At 73.5% G+C, this 18046-nt stretch carries 15 protein-coding genes and 2 pseudogenes; 14 read left to right on the forward strand and 3 right to left on the reverse strand.

Annotated features, from left to right (window positions below; translation table 11 throughout):
- Positions 1 to 169: 169 nt before the first annotated feature.
- From ABZW32_RS35490 to ABZW32_RS35515, 6 genes and pseudogenes are all read left to right on the forward strand, one after another.
- A pseudogene (locus ABZW32_RS35490) lies at positions 170 to 541 on the forward strand (exopolyphosphatase); the annotation flags it as partial.
- Complete coding sequence (locus ABZW32_RS35495) at positions 538 to 2136, forward strand: carboxyl transferase domain-containing protein (RefSeq protein WP_356224367.1); 1599 nt, start codon at positions 538 to 540, stop codon at positions 2134 to 2136. The pseudogene ABZW32_RS35490 and the gene ABZW32_RS35495, both read left to right, overlap by 4 nt.
- A gap of 8 nt (positions 2137 to 2144) precedes the next feature.
- The gene (locus ABZW32_RS35500) at positions 2145 to 4046 is read left to right on the forward strand and encodes a biotin carboxylase N-terminal domain-containing protein (protein WP_356224368.1); all 1902 of its coding nucleotides are present in this window, start codon (positions 2145 to 2147) and stop codon (positions 4044 to 4046) included.
- Positions 4043 to 5203, forward strand: a complete 1161-nt coding sequence (locus tag ABZW32_RS35505) for an acyl-CoA dehydrogenase (protein WP_356224369.1) — start codon at positions 4043 to 4045, stop codon at positions 5201 to 5203. The genes ABZW32_RS35500 and ABZW32_RS35505 overlap by 4 nt, the downstream gene beginning before the upstream one ends.
- Before the next feature lie 481 nt (positions 5204 to 5684).
- The gene (locus ABZW32_RS35510) at positions 5685 to 6425 is read left to right on the forward strand and encodes an enoyl-CoA hydratase family protein (protein WP_356224371.1); all 741 of its coding nucleotides are present in this window, start codon (positions 5685 to 5687) and stop codon (positions 6423 to 6425) included.
- The gene (locus tag ABZW32_RS35515) at positions 6413 to 7066 is read left to right on the forward strand and encodes a TetR/AcrR family transcriptional regulator (RefSeq protein WP_356224373.1); all 654 of its coding nucleotides are present in this window, start codon (positions 6413 to 6415) and stop codon (positions 7064 to 7066) included. Before ABZW32_RS35510 ends, ABZW32_RS35515 begins: the two co-directional genes overlap by 13 nt.
- A gap of 57 nt (positions 7067 to 7123) precedes the next feature.
- On the opposite strand, the gene ABZW32_RS35520 is transcribed toward ABZW32_RS35515, so the two are convergent.
- Positions 7124 to 8230: a citrate synthase 2 gene (locus tag ABZW32_RS35520; RefSeq protein ID WP_356224375.1), complete on the reverse strand. Its 1107-nt coding sequence runs from the start codon at positions 8228 to 8230 to the stop codon at positions 7124 to 7126.
- Between the two features lie 200 nt (positions 8231 to 8430).
- Here ABZW32_RS35520 and pdxH point away from each other — a divergent pair, with 200 nt between their 5' ends.
- From pdxH to ABZW32_RS35535, 3 genes are all read left to right on the forward strand, one after another.
- A complete protein-coding gene (gene pdxH / locus ABZW32_RS35525; protein ID WP_356224377.1) occupies positions 8431 to 9093 on the forward strand; it encodes a pyridoxamine 5'-phosphate oxidase in 663 nt (220 codons plus the stop codon).
- 418 nt (positions 9094 to 9511) lie between these two features.
- Positions 9512 to 10117 carry a PH domain-containing protein gene (locus tag ABZW32_RS35530; RefSeq protein ID WP_356224379.1) on the forward strand — a complete coding sequence of 202 codons (606 nt, stop codon included), beginning with the start codon at positions 9512 to 9514 and terminating at the stop codon, positions 10115 to 10117.
- A 131-nt stretch (positions 10118 to 10248) separates the two neighbouring features.
- Positions 10249 to 11583 (forward strand): PAS domain-containing protein, encoded by a 1335-nt coding sequence (locus tag ABZW32_RS35535; RefSeq protein ID WP_356224381.1) that lies wholly within the window; start codon positions 10249 to 10251, stop codon positions 11581 to 11583.
- Here ABZW32_RS35535 and ABZW32_RS35540 read toward each other — a convergent pair.
- Together ABZW32_RS35540 and ABZW32_RS35545 are read right to left on the reverse strand one after the other, a co-directional pair.
- Positions 11580 to 12860 carry a serine hydrolase domain-containing protein gene (locus ABZW32_RS35540; RefSeq protein ID WP_356224383.1) on the reverse strand — a complete coding sequence of 427 codons (1281 nt, stop codon included), beginning with the start codon at positions 12858 to 12860 and terminating at the stop codon, positions 11580 to 11582. The genes ABZW32_RS35535 and ABZW32_RS35540 overlap by 4 nt on opposite strands.
- A 106-nt stretch (positions 12861 to 12966) precedes the next feature.
- Positions 12967 to 13722, reverse strand: a complete 756-nt coding sequence (locus ABZW32_RS35545) for an SIS domain-containing protein (RefSeq protein WP_356224384.1) — start codon at positions 13720 to 13722, stop codon at positions 12967 to 12969.
- Positions 13723 to 13989: 267 nt separating this feature from the next.
- Here ABZW32_RS35545 and ABZW32_RS35550 point away from each other — a divergent pair, with 267 nt between their 5' ends.
- The 5 genes and pseudogenes from ABZW32_RS35550 to ABZW32_RS35570 all read left to right on the forward strand — a co-directional run.
- Positions 13990 to 14682, forward strand: a complete 693-nt coding sequence (locus tag ABZW32_RS35550; RefSeq protein ID WP_030241389.1) for a metal-dependent transcriptional regulator — start codon at positions 13990 to 13992, stop codon at positions 14680 to 14682.
- A gap of 276 nt (positions 14683 to 14958) precedes the next feature.
- A complete protein-coding gene (locus ABZW32_RS35555; protein WP_266840834.1) occupies positions 14959 to 15831 on the forward strand; it encodes an alpha/beta hydrolase in 873 nt (290 codons plus the stop codon).
- Positions 15832 to 16029: 198 nt separating this feature from the next.
- Positions 16030 to 16902, forward strand: a complete 873-nt coding sequence (locus ABZW32_RS35560) for an AraC family transcriptional regulator (RefSeq protein ID WP_356224387.1) — start codon at positions 16030 to 16032, stop codon at positions 16900 to 16902.
- A 338-nt stretch (positions 16903 to 17240) separates the two neighbouring features.
- On the forward strand, positions 17241 to 17912 hold the full coding sequence (locus tag ABZW32_RS35565) for a DUF4097 family beta strand repeat-containing protein (RefSeq protein ID WP_356224389.1): 672 nt from the start codon (positions 17241 to 17243) through the stop codon (positions 17910 to 17912).
- A gap of 27 nt (positions 17913 to 17939) precedes the next feature.
- Positions 17940 to 18046 (forward strand): annotated as a pseudogene (locus ABZW32_RS35570) (ABC transporter); the annotation flags it as partial.

The following is an 18046-nucleotide window of genomic DNA, read 5'->3' on the forward strand; positions in this document are numbered from 1 at the left end:
GCGGGGGTCCGGGGGCGGAGCCCCCGACGGGTCCGGGGCGGAGCCCCGGGACGGGGGCCCGGGGGCGCAGCCCCCGGTTTCGGGAAGGGGCGGGGTGGGGGAGAGCCCCGCAGGGCCCGCCACCCCGGCCGCCCCCGCCACCCCCGCAGGGCCCGCCACCCCCGCAGGCCCCGGCGGCCCCACCACCCGCGCCCCCCTGGGGACACTGGCCGGAGCCCGCAGCGGCGACAAGGGCGGCGACGCCAACATCGGCGTCTGGGTCGACGGCGAAGCCGCCTGGCAGTGGCTGCGGAACACCCTCACCACCGACCTCCTCCAGGCCCTGCTCCCCGAGACCGCCCCCCTCCCCGTCACCCGGCACGAGCTGCCGAACCTTCGCGCCCTCAACTTCACCGTCCCCGGCCTCCTCGGCGCCGGGGTCGCCTCCGGGCACCGTTTCGACCCCCAGGCCAAGGCCCTCGGGGAATGGCTGCGGGCCCGCCACCTCGACATCCCGACGCACCTCCTGCCGCCGCCCGCCCCGGAGGGGACCCGCCCATGACCCGTCTCGGCACCACCGTCGACCCCCGCTCCCCCGAGCACGCCCTGGCCCGTACCGAGGCCCTGGAACGGCTCGCCGCGCTCGACGCGGAGCACGCCAAGGCCCTGGCCGGCGGCGGCGAGAAGTACACCGCCCGCCACCGCGACCGGGGCAAGCTCCTGGCCCGCGAGCGGGTCGAACTGCTCCTCGACCCCGACACCCCCTTCCTGGAGCTGTCCCCGCTCGCGGGCTGGGGCAGCGACTACCCGGTGGGCGCCTCGATGGTCACCGGCATCGGCACCGTCGAGGGCGTCGAGTGCCTGATCACCGCCAACGACCCGACCGTGCGCGGCGGCGCCAGCAACCCGTGGACCCTCAAGAAGGCCCTGCGCGCCAACGAGATCGCCCGCCTCAACCGCCTCCCCTGCATCAGCCTGGTGGAGTCCGGCGGCGCCGACCTGCCCTCCCAGAAGGAGATCTTCATCCCGGGCGGGGCGGTCTTCCGCGACCTGACCCGGCTCTCCGCCGAAGGCATCCCCACCGTCGCGGTCGTCTTCGGCAATTCCACCGCCGGCGGCGCCTACATCCCCGGCATGTCGGACCACACCGTCATGATCAAAGACCGCTCGAAGGTGTTCCTCGGCGGCCCGCCGCTGGTCAAGATGGCCACCGGCGAGGAGAGCGACGACGAGTCCCTCGGCGGCGCCGACATGCACGCCCGCGTCTCCGGCCTCGCCGACCACTACGCCCTCGACGAGTACGACGCCATCCGCCAGGCCCGCCGCATCGTGGCCCGCCTCAACCACCGCAAGCCGTACGCCGATCCGCCGCGGGCCGCCGAGCCCCTCCACGACCCGGAGGAGCTGCTCGGCATCGTCCCGCCGGACCTGAAGACCCCCTTCGACCCCCGCGAGGTCATCGCGCGCATCGTCGACGCCTCGGACTTCGACGAGTTCAAGCCCCTGTACGGCACCAGCCTGGTCACCGGCTGGGCCACCCTGCACGGCTACCCGGTCGGCATCCTCGCCAACGCCCAGGGGGTGCTGTTCAGCGCCGAGTCGCAGAAGGCCGCCCAGTTCATCCAGCTCGCCAACCAGCGCGACATCCCGCTGCTCTTCCTCCACAACACCACCGGCTACATGGTCGGCAAGGAGTACGAGCAGGGCGGCATCGTCAAACACGGCTCGATGATGATCAACGCGGTCTCCAACTCCCGCGTCCCGCACCTGTCCGTCCTCATCGGTGCCAGCTACGGCGCGGGCCACTACGGCATGTGCGGGCGCGCCTACGAGCCCCGCTTCCTCTTCGCCTGGCCCAGCGCCAAGTCCGCCGTCATGGGCCCCGCCCAGCTCGCCGGCGTGCTCTCGATCGTGTCCCGGCAGTCCGCCGCCGCCAAGGGCCTCCCGTACGACGAGGAACAGGACGCGGGGATGCGCGCCTTCGTGGAGGCCCAGATCGAGTCCGAGTCCCTCCCCCTCTTCCTCTCGGGGCGGCTGTACGACGACGGGGTCATCGACCCGCGCGACACCCGCACCGTCCTCGGCCTGTGCCTCTCGGCCGTCCACAACGCCCCCGTCGAGGGCGTCCGTGGCGGCTTCGGCGTCTTCCGGATGTGAGCCCGCAGATGACCATCACCTCCCTGCTCGTCGCCAACCGGGGCGAGATCGCCGTCCGGATCTTCCGCACGGCCCGCGCCCTGGGCCTGGCCACCGTCGCCGTCCATTCCGACCCCGACGCGGACGCCCTGCACGTCCGCGACGCCGACGCGGCCGTCCGCCTGCCCGGCGCCGCCCCCGCCGACACCTACCTGCGCGCCGACCTGATCATCGGAGCCGCCCTCGCCGCGGGCGCCGACGCCGTCCACCCCGGCTACGGCTTCCTCTCCGAGAACGCCGACTTCGCCCGGCAGGTCCGCGCGGCCGGTCTGACCTGGATCGGTCCGCCGCCGGAGGCCATCGAGGCCATGGCCTCCAAGACCCGGGCCAAGGAGCTGATGCGCGCCGCCGGGGTGCCCCTCCTCGACCCCGTCGACCCGGCCGGCGTCACCCTCGCGGACCTGCCCCTGCTCCTCAAGGCCGCCGCGGGCGGCGGAGGCCGCGGCATGCGCGTCGTATGCGACCTGGACTCCCTCAAGGAGTCCCTCGACGCCGCGTCCGCCGAGGCCCTGTCGGCCTTCGGTGACGGCGAGGTCTTCGCCGAGCCCTACGTGGAACGCGGCCGCCACGTCGAGGTGCAGGTCCTCGCCGACGCCCACGGCACCGTCTGGGCACTCGGCACCCGCGACTGCTCCCTCCAGCGCCGCCACCAGAAGGTCATCGAGGAGGCCCCCGCCCCGGCCCTGCCGGCCGCCCTGCGCGACGCCCTGCACACCGCGGCCGTCGCCGCCGCCCGCGCCGTCTCCTACCGGGGCGCCGGCACCGTCGAGTTCCTCGTCACCGAGGACGGCCGCCCGTACTTCCTGGAGATGAACACCCGCCTCCAGGTCGAACACCCCGTCACCGAAGCCGTCTTCGGACTCGACCTCGTCGCCCTCCAGCTCCGCGTCGCCGAAGGGACGGCCCTGCCCGTCACGCCCCCGGAGCCCTCCGGCCACGCCGTGGAGGCCCGCCTCTACGCCGAGGACCCGGCCCGGGACTGGCGCCCGCAGACCGGGGTCCTGCACACCCTCGACTTCCCCGCCGGGGTCCGTGTCGACACCGGCTTCACCGCGGGCGACCCGGTCGGCGTCCACTACGACCCGATGCTGGCCAAGGTCGTCGCGCACGCGCCGACCCGCTCCGAGGCGGTCCGGATCCTCGCCCACGCCCTCGCGGGCGCCCGCATCCACGGTCTGACCACCAACCGCGACCTCCTCGTGGGCTCCCTGCGCCACCCGGACTTCGTCTCCGGCCGCATCGACACCGGCTTCTACGACCGCCACCTCGCCGCCCTCACCGAGGAGGCCCCCGACCCCACCCTGGCCGCCCTCGCCGCCGCCCTGGCCGACGCGGCCCCGCAGGCCGACGCCCCCCTGGCCTCCCGCCTGGGCGGCTGGCGCAACCTGCGCTCCCGGCCCCACACCCGCCGCTACACCTCGGCGGGCACGGAACACGAGGTCCAGTACCACCCCGTGAACCACCCCGGCGTCCGCGTCCTGGCCGCCACGCCCACGCTCGTCACCCTCGAAGTCGACGGCGTGCGCCGCGTGTTCCACGTGAAACGTAAATCGAACACGGTTTACGTCGACTCCGCCCTCGGCGCCCACGCCCTCGTCCCCGTCCCCCGGTTCCCCGATCCACAGGACCGCACCGAACCGGGCTCCCTGCTCGCACCCATGCCCGGCACCGTCGTCCGCGTCGCCGAGGGCCTCGCCCCCGGCACCGCCGTCACCGCCGGGCAGCCCCTGCTCTGGCTGGAGGCCATGAAGATGGAGCACCGCATCCTCGCTCCGGCCTCCGGCACGCTCACCGCGCTCCACGCCGCCACCGGCCAACAGGTCGAGTTCGGCGCCCTGCTCGCCGTAGTCCAGGAGGAAACGCCACGATGAGCTCCACCCTCGAATCCAAGGAACACCAGGCCCTGCGCGCGGCGGTGGCCGCCCTCGGCCAGAAGTACGGCCGGGAGTACCTCGCCCGTGTCGCCCGGGAGGGCGGCCACCCCGACGAGCTGTGGGCGGATGCCGCCCGGCTCGGCTACCTCGGCGTCAGCATCCCCGAGGAGTACGGCGGCGGGGGCGGCGGCATAGTCGAACTCTCCCTCGTCCTCGAAGAACTCGGGGCCGCCGGCTGTCCCCTCCTCATGATGGTCGTCTCGCCCGCCATCTGCGGCACGGTCATCGCCCGCTTCGGCACAGACGCCCAGAAGCGGGCCTGGCTCCCCGGCCTCGCCGACGGCACCCGCACCATGGCCTTCGGCATCACCGAACCCGACGCCGGGTCCAACTCCCACCGCATCACCACCACGGCCCGCCGCGACGGCGACGAGTGGATCCTCACCGGCCGCAAGGTCTTCATCTCCGGCGTGGACATCGCCGACGCCACGCTGATCGTGGGCCGCACCGAAGACGCGAAGACCGGCAGCCTCAAGCCCTGCCTCTTCATCGTCCCCCGTGACGCCCCCGGCTTCGGCCGCTCGGTCATCGACATGGAACTCCAGGCGGCGGAGAAGCAGTTCGAGCTCACCCTGGACGAAGTCCGCCTGCCGGCGGACGCCCTGGTCGGCGACGAGGACGCGGGCCTCCTGCAGCTCTTCGCGGGCCTGAACCCCGAGCGGATCATGACGGCCGCGTTCGCCATCGGAATGGGCCGCCACGCCCTCGCCAAGGCGGTGGACTACGCCCGCACCCGCCAGGTCTGGAAGCAGCCCATCGGCGCCCACCAGGCCATCGCCCACCCCCTGGCGGCCGCCCACATCGACCTGGAACTGGCCCGCCTGATGATGCAGAAGGCCGCCCACCTCTACGACGCGGGCGACGACCTGGGTGCGGGCGAGGCCGCGAACATGGCCAAGTACGCCGCCGGCGAAGCCTGCGTCAAGGCGGTCGACCAGTCCGTCCACACCCTGGGCGGCAACGGCCTCACCCGCGAGTACGGCCTGGCCGCCCTCATCACCGCGTCCCGCGTCTCCCGCATCGCCCCGGTCAGCCGCGAAATGATCCTCAACTTCGTCTCCCACCAGACCCTGGGCCTCCCCAAGTCCTACTGACCGCTCCCACCCGCCCGAACGAGGCCGACCCGCCCTGCCCGGGCGGGTCAACCCGACCGGGCAGGATGCGACTTGGCCGCGCCGGGGTCACCTGACCGTGCCGGGGTCGTTCTCACCACGGCGGGGTCGTTCCCGACCGTGCCGGGGTCGTTCTCACCACGGCGGGGTCGTTCCCGACCGAGGCGGGGTCGTGTTCACCACAGGGGGGTCGTGTTCACCAGGCCGGGGTCGCGTTGATCGGGCCGGGCCGGGGTGGCGCAGGTCGGGGGCGGGGACGGGGCGGGGTGTCGTCCGGGACGTAAAACGTGATTTGTTGGCGCGCGGTGCCGCCCGCACACTCGGACGCGGAGGGGGCGCCATAAATCATGCAGTCCCGGACGGCACCCCGCCGCGGCCCCGACCCCGGCCCCACCCGACCCCGCCCGGCCAGGGCAGCCGCAACCGCAACCCCACCCGTACCCGTACCCCCTCCGGAGGAGACATGGCCCCACCAGTGCACGCCGCCGAGGCGACCGGCATCACCACGCTCACCCTCGACTCCCCGGCCAACCGCAACGCCCTGTCCACGGACCTGGTCGCCGCCCTCCGCGCGGCGCTCGCCACCGCCGCGGCCGACCCCGGCACCCGCGCGGTCGTGCTGACCCACACCGGGACCACCTTCTGCGCGGGCGCCGACCTCAAGTCCCCCTGCGACCCGGCTGACTTCCTGGCCCTGCTCCGCGAACTCGCCGCGCTGCCCAAGCCCGTGGTCGCCCGCGTCACCGGCCACGTCCGCGCCGGCGGCCTCGGCCTGCTCGGCGCCTGCGACATCGCCGCCGCCGGCCCGGAATCCTCGTACGCCTTCACCGAGACCCACCTCGGCCTGGCCCCCGCCGTGATCTCGATGTCCCTGCTGCCGCGGCTCGACCCCCGCGCCGCGTCCCGCTACTTCCTGACCGCCGAGCCCTTCGACGCCGCCGAGGCGGCCCGCATCGGCCTGCTCACGCTCCACACCCCGGACGACGTGGACACGGCGCTGCGGCCCGTCCTGGACGGCCTGCGCAAGGCCTCTCCGCAGGCCCTGGCCGAGACCAAGGCCCTGGTCGCCGCCGGGCTGCGGGAGACCCTGGAGCGGGACGGCGCACGCCTGACGGAGCTCTCCGCACGCCTCTTCGCCTCCGCGGAGGCCCGCGAGGGCATCACCGCCCGCTTCGAGCGCCGGGACCCGTCATGGGCACGATGACCGACAACCCCCAAAGCGGCGCCCCCGAAGCCTCCGAAGCCCCCGAAGCCCCCCGGGCCGTCCGCCAGGAACCCAAGCAGGCCCGCAGCAGGGTCACCCGCCGCCACCTCCTGGAGGCGGCGGTCTCCTGCCTCGCGGAGCACGGCTGGGCGGGCTCCACGGTCGGCGTGGTCGCCGAACGCGCCGGCGTCTCGCGCGGCGCGGCCCAGCACCACTTCCCGACCCGCGAGGTCCTCTTCACGGCGGCCGTGGAGTACGTCTCCGAGGAGCGCTCCACCGCCCTGCGCGAACTCTTCCACTCGGCCCCGGCCCCGCGTCATGCGGTCGTCGAGGCCCTGGTCGACCTGTACACGGGCGCGCTCTTCCGGGCCGCGCTCCAGCTGTGGGTCGCGGCCTCCAACGAGGAGCAGCTGCGCCCCCGGGTCACCGAGCTGGAGGCCCGCGTGGGCCGTGAGACGCACCGGATCGCGGTGGAGCTGCTGGGCGCGGACGAGTCGGTGCCCGGCGTACGGGAGACCGTGCAGGGCCTCCTGGACATGGCCCGGGGCCTCGGCCTGGCCAACGTCCTCACCGACGACACGGCCCGCCGGGCCCGGGTGGTGGCCCAGTGGTCCCGGATCATCGAGGACGCGCTCACGTGACGCACGAGGGCGCCGCACCCCGACCGGGTGCGGCGCCCCCTTCCGCGAACGCCCTGATCAGGCGGTCGCGGCGATGTCCGAGTACCCCTCGATGTCGGCGGGGTTGCGGCGCCCCGGCCCGACGTAGCGGGCCGACGGGCGCACCAGCCGCCCGGTGCGCTTCTGCTCCAGGATGTGCGCCGACCAGCCGGCGGTCCGGGCGCAGCTGAACATCGAGGTGAACATGTGCGCCGGGACCTCGGCGAAGTCCAGCATGATCGCGGCCCAGAACTCCACGTTGGTCGCCAGCACCCGGTCGGGGCGGCGGGCGTGCAGCTCTTCCAGGGCGGCCTTCTCCAGGGCGGCGGCGACCTCGTAGCGCGGGGCGTCGAGCTCCTTGGCGGTGCGCCGCAGCACGCGGGCGCGGGGGTCCTCGGCGCGGTAGACGCGGTGGCCGAAGCCCATCAGCCGCTCGCCCTTGTCCAGGGCCTTCTTCACGTAGGCCACGGCGTCGCCGGTGCGCTCGATCTCCTCGATCATGCCGAGGACGCGCGAGGGCGCCCCGCCGTGCAGCGGCCCGGACATCGCGCCCACGGCACCGGAGAGCGCCGCGGCGACGTCGGCGCCGGTCGAGGCGATCACCCGGGCGGTGAAGGTGGAGGCGTTCATGCCGTGCTCGGCGGCCGAGGTCCAGTAGGCGTCGACGGCCTTGACGTGCTTGGGGTCGGGCTCGCCCCGCCAGCGGATCATGAACCGCTCGACGATGGACTCGGCCTTGTCGATCTCGCGCTGCGGCACCATCGGCAGGCCCTGGCCGCGGGCGGACTGGGCGACGTAGGACAGCGCCATGACGGCGGCCCGCGCCAGGTCGTCGCGCGCGGTCCGCTCGTCGATGTCCAGCAGCGGTTTCAGGCCCCAGACCGGCGCGAGCATGGCCAGCGCGGACTGCACGTCCACACGGATGTCGCCCGAGTGCACCGGGATGGGGAAGGGCTCGGCGGCCGGCAGGCCGGGGTTGAACGCACCGTCGACCAGCAGGCCCCACACGTTCCCGAAGGAGACGTGGCCGACCAGGTCTTCGATGTCCACCCCGCGGTAGCGGAGCGATCCGCCTTCCTTGTCGGGCTCGGCGATCTCCGTCTCGAACGCGACGACACCTTCGAGTCCGGGTACGAAATCGGACATCAGGCGGCTCCTCAGATAGTGCGAACACGCGCGGTTCCCGGCGTGATTCGCGGTCCGGCGCGGTCATCCCCGTTGATGCCCGGCACGGCCGATGGTCATCCGTGCGGGGACCCTCGGACCGGCCCCAAGATTTTGTCCGTTCCACCGGGGGTTCGGAAGCGTGACATACGGCACACCCCCGGGTGCCGTCCTGCGGCAGGATGGCCCGCGTGACCGATCAGGACCTTGACCCCGCCGTCATGCGCAAGCAGTACCGCTCCGAGATCGTCGAGGAGGGGAGCCTCGCCGACACCCCCATGGCGCAGTTCGCCCGCTGGTTCCAGCAGGCCGCGGACGCGCACGTCTTCGAACCCAACGCGATGGTCGTCTCGACGGCCACGCCCGAGGGCCGCCCCAGCTCCCGCACGGTGCTGCTGAAGCAGTTCGACGAGCGGGGCTTCGTGTTCTTCACGAACTACGGCTCCCGCAAGGGCCGCGAGATCGAGGCGAACCCGTACGTCTCGCTGCTCTTCCCCTGGCATCCGATCGCCCGCCAGGTCGTCGTCACCGGCACCGCCTCGCGGGTCGGCCGCGACGAGACGGCCGCGTACTTCCGCTCCCGCCCGCACGGCTCCCAGCTGGGCGCCTGGGCGAGCGAGCAGTCCCGGGTGATCGGCTCGCGGGCGGAGCTGGACCACCGCTACGCGGAGCTGGAGGCCCGCTACCCGGAGGGCGAGCAGGTTCCGGTGCCGACGGAGTGGGGCGGGCTGCGGGTGGAGCCCGACGCGGTGGAGTTCTGGCAGGGGCACGAGAACCGGCTGCACGACCGCCTGCGCTACGCCCTGGAGGGCGGGAAGTGGCACGTGGAGCGCCTCTGCCCGTGAGGGCGGGCCCACCCGGGCGGTACGGGGGCGGCGTGACGGGGGACCGGCGCGACCGGGGACCGGCGCGGGACATGCAGACGACCCGCGGGCTCGGGTTCCTCTCCTGCAGTGAGAGGAGCCGGCCGGACGTACCGGCGAGCCCGCGGGTCGGGTGACTGCTTGGGATTGGCGCTCGGCGATCCCGCCGGGCACCGCACTGGGTGCGTGCGACGACGGGCGCTTAGCCCGCAGCCACCTCACGCGTCCGGTTTCCGTACATTTCGGGAACCACCTCCCTTCTCGTGTACGGCAGAGCCTAGGCCTCCTGCCGGAGGTCCTCAACCCTATTTATCGGAGCCCGATCGACCCCCTCAACCACCCTTCTTCCAGGGGCTGTTACTCCCTACACTGGCTCTCCGCCATCGGGGGAGGGGTGTGCATGAGCGCCGAGCTGCTGCCGCGCGACTACCGGATCGGGTCCCGGCAGATGTCCGCCGTGTACGTCGCGGTCGGCATCGGTACGCCGGGCATCGTCCTGTCCGTGCTCAACCTGGACGACGTGCCCGGCGGGGTGAAGCTGGTGCTCATCGCGGTGGTCCTGGTCCTCTTCGGCTGGCTGGTGTGGGCCTCCAAGCGCTGCGCGACCTCCGCCGACCTCAAGGGCGTGCGGGTCCGCCGCTTCACCGGGAGCCGCCGCCTGGCCTGGGAAGACATCCAGGAGATCCGGGCCGTGCCCAATCCGGGTGCCGCCATGAACAAGAACCAGCCGGGCGTGATCTCGTACGCCTACGACTACGAGGGCCGCCGCGTCCAGCTCATGTACGTGGACGACAACCACGTCGACGTCGCGCGCGAGATCGGCCTGATCCGGGCCGCCTGGGAGGAGCTGCGCGGCCCGGACTGGGAGCAGGATCCGCAGGCGCTGGCCCGCATGGAGCGGCAGGCGGTCCGCGAGGGCCGGATGATGGCGGGCATGCTCTGGGGCTGCGGGATCTTCTTCGTGGCCTTCGTCGTCGTGCTGGTCGTCGTCATCACCAGCGGCTGACGGGCCCGGTGGCGGCAGGACCGCCCAACCGGACATTCCGGGATGATTCCGGGAAGTGGGTGTGGTGTGGGTCACGTTCCAGTTCAATGATCTGACGTGCCGCACACGCGAACACCTGCAGGGGGTGCCAGGTGAGTGCTTCCGGACGTTCCGACACCGCCGACGATCTGCTCGCAGCGCTGCTCGACGGGATGGACGCCGCCCTGTGCGCGTTCGATTCCGACGGCGTGATCACCCACTGGAACCGCGAGGCCGAGCGGATCCTCGGCTGGACCGCCGACGAGGCGGTCGGCCGCCGGGGGTTCGCCGGCTGGGCGGCGCGCGCCGCCGACGCGGACGACGTGCAGGAGCGGCTGATGTCCGCCCGGCACGTGCCCGGCCGCCAGGTCCACGAGTTCGCCCTGCTGACCAAGGACGGCGGGCGGATCCTCGTACGGACCCAGTCCGCCGGGGTGCCGGGCGCCGACGGGAAACCGGCGGGCGTCTACTGCGCCTTCAGCGAGGTGCACGCCCAGATCGACCTGGAACGGTCCATCGCCCTCAGCGAGGCGCTGATGGACGACGCCTCCTGGGGCGTCGTCCTCGTCGACGTCGACCTGCGCCCGGCGGTGGTCAACACGCACGCCGCGCGCGCCTTCGGAGCCGGGCGCACCGCGCTGCTCGGCCGGCCGCTCGGGGACCTGCTGGTGCAGGGCGTCGAGGAGCTGGAGGGCGCGCTCCAGCACGTCCTGGCCGAGGGGGCGCCGCCGGCCCCGCTGGAGCTGTGGGTGTCGGTGAAGACCCCGGAGGGCGTACGGCGGCGCTGCTGGCGCTGCGGGTTCCTGCGGCTGGCCTCGCCGCTCGCGGAGGAGCCGGTGCCGCTGGGGGTCGGCTGGCTGTTCCAGGACGTCACCGAGGCCCGGCAGGCCGAGCTGGACACCGGACAGCTGCGCTTCCGGGCCCACCAGCTGCACCGGGCGGGGCGGGCCGCGGCCGAGTGCGAGGACCCGGCGGAGGCGGCCGCCGTCCGGCTGGACTTCGCCCTGGCCGGCTTCGCGGAGCACGCGCTGGTCGACGTACTGGACGCGGACGGGCCCGAGCGGCGGCGGCTCGTCCGGTCGGGCGCGTCCCCGTCCGGGCTGGCCCTGCTGCTGCCCGGGCCGGGCGCGATCCCGGTCCGCTACGAGGCGGCGCACCCGGCGTTCCAGGCCCTGGACCGGATCGGCCCGGTCCGGGCCAGCGCCCCCGCCCCCGGCACCGTCGCCGACCCGGACGCGAACTGGGCCCGGACCCGTCGGTGGCCGGCCGGGGCGACGCACGCGCTGTGCACGGTCCTGCGCAGCCGCGGCCGCACCCTGGGCACCCTCACCTTCCTCCGGGGCCCCTCCCGCCCCGCCTTCGACCGTACGGACGCCCTGTACGCGGAGGAGGTGGCGGCCCGCGTCGCGGCCGACCTGGACCTGGCGGCGGGCCACCGCACCGGCTAAGGAGTCCTGTCGCCCGTCGGGGCGGGGGCGGGCGGGCCCCAGACGTGCTCCGGGGTGACGATCTTCGTCACGGCGCGTGCGACCTGGCCGCTGAGCGAGCCGCCCTTGTCGATGTCGGAGTTGACCAGGACCACGAGCGTGCCCCGGAGCGCGCCCTTGGGCCCGGGGAGCCCGACGGCGATGGTCTCGTAGCCGGGCAGTTCGCCGTTGTGCCCGACCCAGCCGCTGAACGCGGCGATCCCCAGCCCGTACGAGACGTCGGGGACGCCCGTCGGCCGCAGGTGCATCCGCTGCGCCTGCGTCGCCGGGTCCAGCAGCTTTCCGCCGACCAGCGCGGGCACCCAGGCCCGCAGGTCCGCCAGGTCGGAGGTCATCGCCCCGGCGGCCCAGCCCCAGGAGGGGTTCCAGTCGGTGGCGTCGGTGACGGCCCCGCCCGGGCCGAAGTCCGTGTAGCCCCGGGCGTGCGGTTCGGGGAACTCGCTGCCGGACGGCAGGGCGGTGGCGGACAGCTTCAGCGGGTCGAGCACGTGCTCGCGGAGGTAGCCGGCCAGCGGCTGCCCGGAGACCTTCTCCACCAGCAGGCCGAGGAGCACCGTGTTGGTGTTGCTGTACTGCCACTTCGCGTCCGGGGCGAAGTTCGGCGGGTGGGCGAAGGCGTAGCCGAGGACCTCCCGCGGGGTGAAGGAGCGGTGCGGGTCGGCGCGCAGCGCGTCGAGGAACCTCGGGTCCTCGGTGTAGTCGTAGAGCCCGCTGCGCATGCCCGCGAGCTGGCGCACGGTGATGTGTTCGCCGCCGGGGACCCCGTCGACGTACGTGGAGATCGGGTCGTCGAGGCCGACCCGGCCCCGGTCGACCAGCTGGAGGACGCCGGTGACGGTGAAGGTCTTGGTGACGCTGCCGATCCGTGTGTACATGTCGGTCTTCATGGGGGCGCGGGTCCCGGTGTCGGAGACGCCGAAGGCCTTGACGTACGCGCCGCGCCCGGGGATCCACAGGCCCACGGTGACGCCCGGGAGGCAGGTCTTCTTCATGACGGCGTCGATCGCGGCATCGAGGCGGTGGACGGTGGCGGGGTCGAAGGCGTCGCGTGCGGGGGCGGTGGCCGTCACGGGGGCGGCCGGGGCCCGGGCGGGGGCGGCCGGGGCGGTTCCGGTGCCGGCGAGGGCCAGCAGGAGGGCGGCGGCGCAGGCGGTGGGGGCGGCCGCGCGACGGGTGCGGGGTGCGCGGGGGACGGAGGAGACGGGGGAGACGCGGGGTGCGGTGCGGGGCGTGCGCATGGGGGTACCTCCGGTCCCCGGGGCCCCGAGCGGCGATCACTCCATCGTAGGAAGCCCCGCCGCCCCGGGCGACCCGCGGCCCGTCCCGTACCCCGCGCCGCGTCCCTCAGTGGCGGAAGAAGATCCGGTCGCCGTACTCCCGCATCACGCGGCCGTTCCACTCGTGTCCGCCGTCCACGTTGCCCGAGCGCAGCATCGGCGGCTCCAGGCCGCGCGCGGCGATCTCGCCGACCGCCGCCGCCATGACCGCCTGCATGATCGCGCTGGTCACCACGGTGGAGGCGGGGGCGAAGGGGGCGTCGATGCCGTCGGCCGTCAGCTCGGCGTCGCCCACCGCGATCTTGCTGTCGAGGACGATGTCGCAGTGGTCCTTGAGGTACGTGCCCGACACGTGCCGCGACTTGGTGCCCGTCGCGTAGGCCACCGAGGTCACCCCGATGACCTTGAGGCCGATGGCCCGCGCGTTCATGGCCATCTCCACCGGCAGCGCGTTGCGGCCCGAGAGGGAGATGATCACCAGGACGTCGCCGTCGGAGGCGGGGCTGCTGTCCAGGACCGCGCCGGCCAGGCCGTCGACCCGCTCCAGCGCGCTGCCCAGGGTCGCGGGCATGACGTCGACGCCGGCGGTGCCGGGGACGGCCAGGAAGTTCATCAGGGCGAGGCCGCCCGCCCGGTAGACCACGTCCTGCGCGGGCAGCGAGGAGTGTCCGGCGCCGAACGCGAACAGCCGCTTCCCGCCCGCGACGGCCTCCGCGATCACGGCCCCGGCCTCGGCGATCCGCGCCCCCTCCTCGTCCCGGACCCGCTCCAGCAGGCCGATGGCGGCGTCGAAGAACTGCCCGGCCAGCTTGCTCTCGCTCATACGCCGAAGGCCCTTCCAGGGTGGGGTGCGGTGGGTGCGTCGTCGGTGTCCGCCGCTCACCGTGCGGTCTGGACCAAGGGCCTGTCAATACGGACGTCAATCCGTGGACCAAAGCCCTGGTACGCGTGCGCGCGCCGTTCCCGGGGAGTACCGCGGGGGTTTCCGGGAGATGTCCCGTACATGCCTTGACGCTCGGCGCGGGACGGTTGTCGGCCCGATGCGTCAGAATTGGGGACAGGGCCAGCGCACGCAATCCGAGGGGCACGAATGTCCGGACTGATCGACACCACGGAGATGTATCTCCGCACCATCCTGGAGCTGGAAGAGGAAGGTGTGGTCCCCATGCGCGCCCGGATCGCCGAGCGGCTGGACCAGAGCGGCCCGACGGTGAGCCAGACGGTGGCGCGCATGGAGCGGGACGGCCTGGTGGCCGTCGCCAGCGACCGGCACCTGGAGCTGACGGACGAGGGCCGCAAGCTCGCGACGCGGGTGATGCGCAAGCACCGCCTCGCCGAGTGTCTGCTCGTCGACGTCATCGGCCTGGAATGGGAGCAGGTGCACGCCGAGGCCTGCCGCTGGGAGCACGTGATGAGCGAGGCGGTGGAGCGGCGGGTGCTGGAACTGCTGCGCCACCCGACCGAGTCGCCGTACGGGAACCCGATCCCGGGGCTGGAGGAGCTGGGGGAGAAGGCCGAGGCCGATCCGTTCCTGGAGGACGGCATGGTCAGCCTGTCGGAGCTGGCCCCGGGCAGCGAGGGCAAGACGGTCGTCGTCCGCCGGATCGGGGAGCCGATCCAGACCGACGCCCAGCTGATGTACACGCTGCGCCGGGCGGGCGTACAGCCCGGTTCGGTGGTGAGCGTGACGGAGTCCCCGGGCGGGGTGCTCGTCGGCAGCGGCGGCGAGGCCGCCGAGCTGGACGCCGAGATCGCCTCGCACGTCTTCGTCGCCAAGCGCTGACGTCCGCCGTACGGGGCGGGGTCGTGTGAAGGGTCCCGGCGCCTCACGGCGCCGGGACCCGTCCTCCCCCGGTTGACCTGGAGCCCCGAGCTCTCAAGGTCATCCCCTTCGGACCGTCTTCCCCGAGCGGCCCGCCTCCCTGTGGAAAGGATCTCCATCGGCAGCGGCCGCCAATCCTTGAGCAAGGTCACTCGAAAGAGCGGTGTTGTCGGCGAGACGCCCGGTTTCGAATGCGGGTTCGATAGTCTGGCCGGGAGCGAAGGGGGTGCATCTGCGGTGGTACAGCGCATCGATGTGACGGGGGCCGACGGCGTCCGCCTTGCCGCCTGGGAGTTCCGCGAACCGCCCGCGGAGCCCCGGCATCCGCCGGTCCTGTTACTCCACGGCCTGATGGGCCGCGCCCTGCACTGGGCCGGCACGGCGCGCTGGCTCGGCGAGGACCGCCGGGTCGTGGCCCTGGACCAGCGCGGGCACGGCCACAGCGAGCGGCCGCCCGCCGGCACCGATCTCCGCGGGGCCCTGGGCCGCGAGGCGTTCGTGGCCGATGCCGAGGCCGTCATCGAGCGGCTCGGCCTCGCCCCCGTGGTCCTGATCGGCCACTCCATGGGCGCCCTCACCGCCTGGCAGCTCGCGGCCCGGCGCCCGGATCTCGTCCAGGCCGTGGTCATCTGCGACATGCGGGCCTCCGCGCTCGGCGAGGCCTCGCAGCAGGAGTGGGAGGAATGGTTCCGGCGCTGGCCGCTGCCCTTCCCCACCCAGGACGCCGCCCGCCGCTGGTTCGGCGAGGACGATCCCCGGGTGGAGCGCCCCGACCCCGGCCGCGGTGCCTTCTTCGCCGAGGTCATGCACCGCGCCCCGGACGGCTGGCGCCCGCTGTTCTCCCGCCACCAGATGCTGACGGCCCGCGCGACCTGGGTCCACGACGCCCACTGGGAGGAGCTGGCCCAGGTCGGCTGCCCCACCCTGGTCGTCCGCGGTCTCGACGGCGAGCTGGGCCGGGCGGAGGCCCAGGAGATGGTCCGCGTCCTCCCGGCCGGCCGGTACGCCGAGATCCCCGACGCCGGCCACTACCTCCACTACGACCAGCCGGCCGCCTGGCGGGCCGCCCTGGAACCGTTCCTGGAGTCCGTCACGGCAGCCGCCCCCTGAGGCGCCGGCCCGTCACGTCACGGTTCCCCCGGCGAGCGGGCCGGGGGAACCGGGGCGGGGGTGGCGGGCCGGGTGTGCCGATGTGCCGATGACGAGCCGGTACGGCCCTCCGTACCCGACCGGAGCGGGCACGGGATGTCGGGTGCGGCAGCCTTGTTCCTTCCTAGCGTTGGTGAGCGAAAGGGAAGGAGGCCGGGGGTGCTGGATCGGCTGAACACGGCCATGGAGCACATCGAGGACCACCTCGACGGGCACGTCGACGTGCCCGCGCTGGCGCGGATCGCGGTCACGTCGGAGTACCACTTCCGGCGGCTGTTCTCCTCGCTGGCGGGGATGCCGCTGTCGGAGTACGTCCGGCGCCGCCGGCTCACCGTCGCGGCGGCCGAAGTGCTGGCCGGGGAACCGACCTTGCTGGAGATCGCGGTCCGCTACGGCTACACCTCGGGGGAGGCCTTCGCCCGCGCGTTCCGTGCCGTGCACGGGGTCGGGCCCGGCGAGGCCAGGCGTACCGGCGCGGCTCTGAACTCGCAGCCCCGGCTGTCCTTCCGCCTCACCGTCGAAGGGAACAGCACCATGCGGTACCGCATCGTGGAGAAGGAAGCGTTCCGGGTCGTGGGCAGGAAGGCCCGCGTCCCGCTGATCTACCAGGGCGTCAACCCGTACATCGCCGAGCACATCCAGAGCATCCCGCCGGAGGCGATGCTGCGGATCGCCGGACTCTCGGACCAGGATCCGCAGGGGGTGGTGTCGGCGACCGTGCGGCTGTCGGACGGCTTCGAGGAGGGGAGCGAACTCGACTACTACCACGCGGTGGTGTCCTCAGCCGCCGAGCCGCCCGAGGACCTCGACGTGCTGGACTGCCCGGCGGGCACCTGGGCCGTGTTCGAGAACTCCGGGCCGTTCCCCGAGGCGTTGCAGCGGATGTGGGGTGACGTGGCCGCCCAGTGGATCCCGTCCAACCCGTACGAGTACCGCCCGGGGCCGGAGATCCTGCGCACCCGCCCGTCGCAGGACGACCCTGCGTGGTCCGACGCGCAGCTGTGGATCCCGGTGACCCGCACCACGGCCTGAGCCGGGCGCCGAACGACGCGTCCGGGGTCGGGCGGGGGTCGGGGCGGGGGCCGGGCGGTGCCGGGGCGCGGTCCCGCCCGGCCCCGGCACCGTAACGGCAGGGCTCGGCCCCGGGCGGCCTGGCCGGCTCCTGGGGGCGAGGGGCTCCCGGCATAGCGTTCATCCGCATCCATTGCAACGCATGTGCCGCTCAACGTTGCGTTAGATCCAGCCTCGTTGCAATGATTTAACGGCTTTGACCTGCGTGAACTCTGCTCCAGCGCAACGAGTCTGTTGCCTACTTAATGAACGCAACGTAGCTTTCGGTCATCGGAAAAAACGAGCCGAAGGAAGACACCATGCAGAAGTTCGCCACCCCCGCCCCGGTCGCCGCCGTCCTCGACATCCCCGCGGGACACATCCGGCTCATCGCCGCCGACCGGAGCGACACCACCGTCGAGGTCCGGCCCGCGAACGCCACCAAGGGCCGTGACGTCAAGGCCGCCGAGCAGATCACCGTCGAATTCCGCGACGGCGTCCTGCACGTCGCCGCCGCACCGGCCAAGAACCGGATCCTCGGCAACTCCGGATCGGTCGAGCTGACCATCCAGCTCCCCGCCGGCTCCCACGTCGAGGCGAAGGCCGCCGCCGCCGAACTCCGCGGTGTCGGACGCCTCGGCGACGTGACCTTCGAAGGTGCCCAGGCCACCGTCAAGCTCGACGAGACCGCCGGCGCCCGCCTCACCGTCCAGGCCGGCGACATCACCGTCGGCCGCCTCACCGGCCCCGCCCGGATCAGCACCCAGAAGGGTGACCTCCGCATCACCGAGGCCCGCCGCGGCACCGTCGAACTGCGCACCGAGCACGGCGAGATCGCGATCGGCGCCGCCCGCGGAACCTCCGCCACCCTCGACGCCGGCACCGCCTACGGCCGCATCCACAACTCCCTCGGCAACGCCGACGGCGCCGACGCCGCCCTCACCATCCGGGCGACGACCTCCTACGGCGACATCACCGCCCGCAGCCTCTGATCCGCAGCCTCGAAAGGGACCCCTCTCATGACGAACCTGGCCATCGCGGCGAACGGGCTGCGCAAGTCCTACGGTGACAAGACCGTCCTGGACGGCATCGACCTGGCCGTCCCCGCAGGCACCGTCTTCGCCCT

Origin of the sequence: Streptomyces sp. NPDC004667 (assembly GCF_040609475.1) — a bacterium.
Lineage (GTDB): Bacteria > Actinomycetota > Actinomycetes > Streptomycetales > Streptomycetaceae > Streptomyces.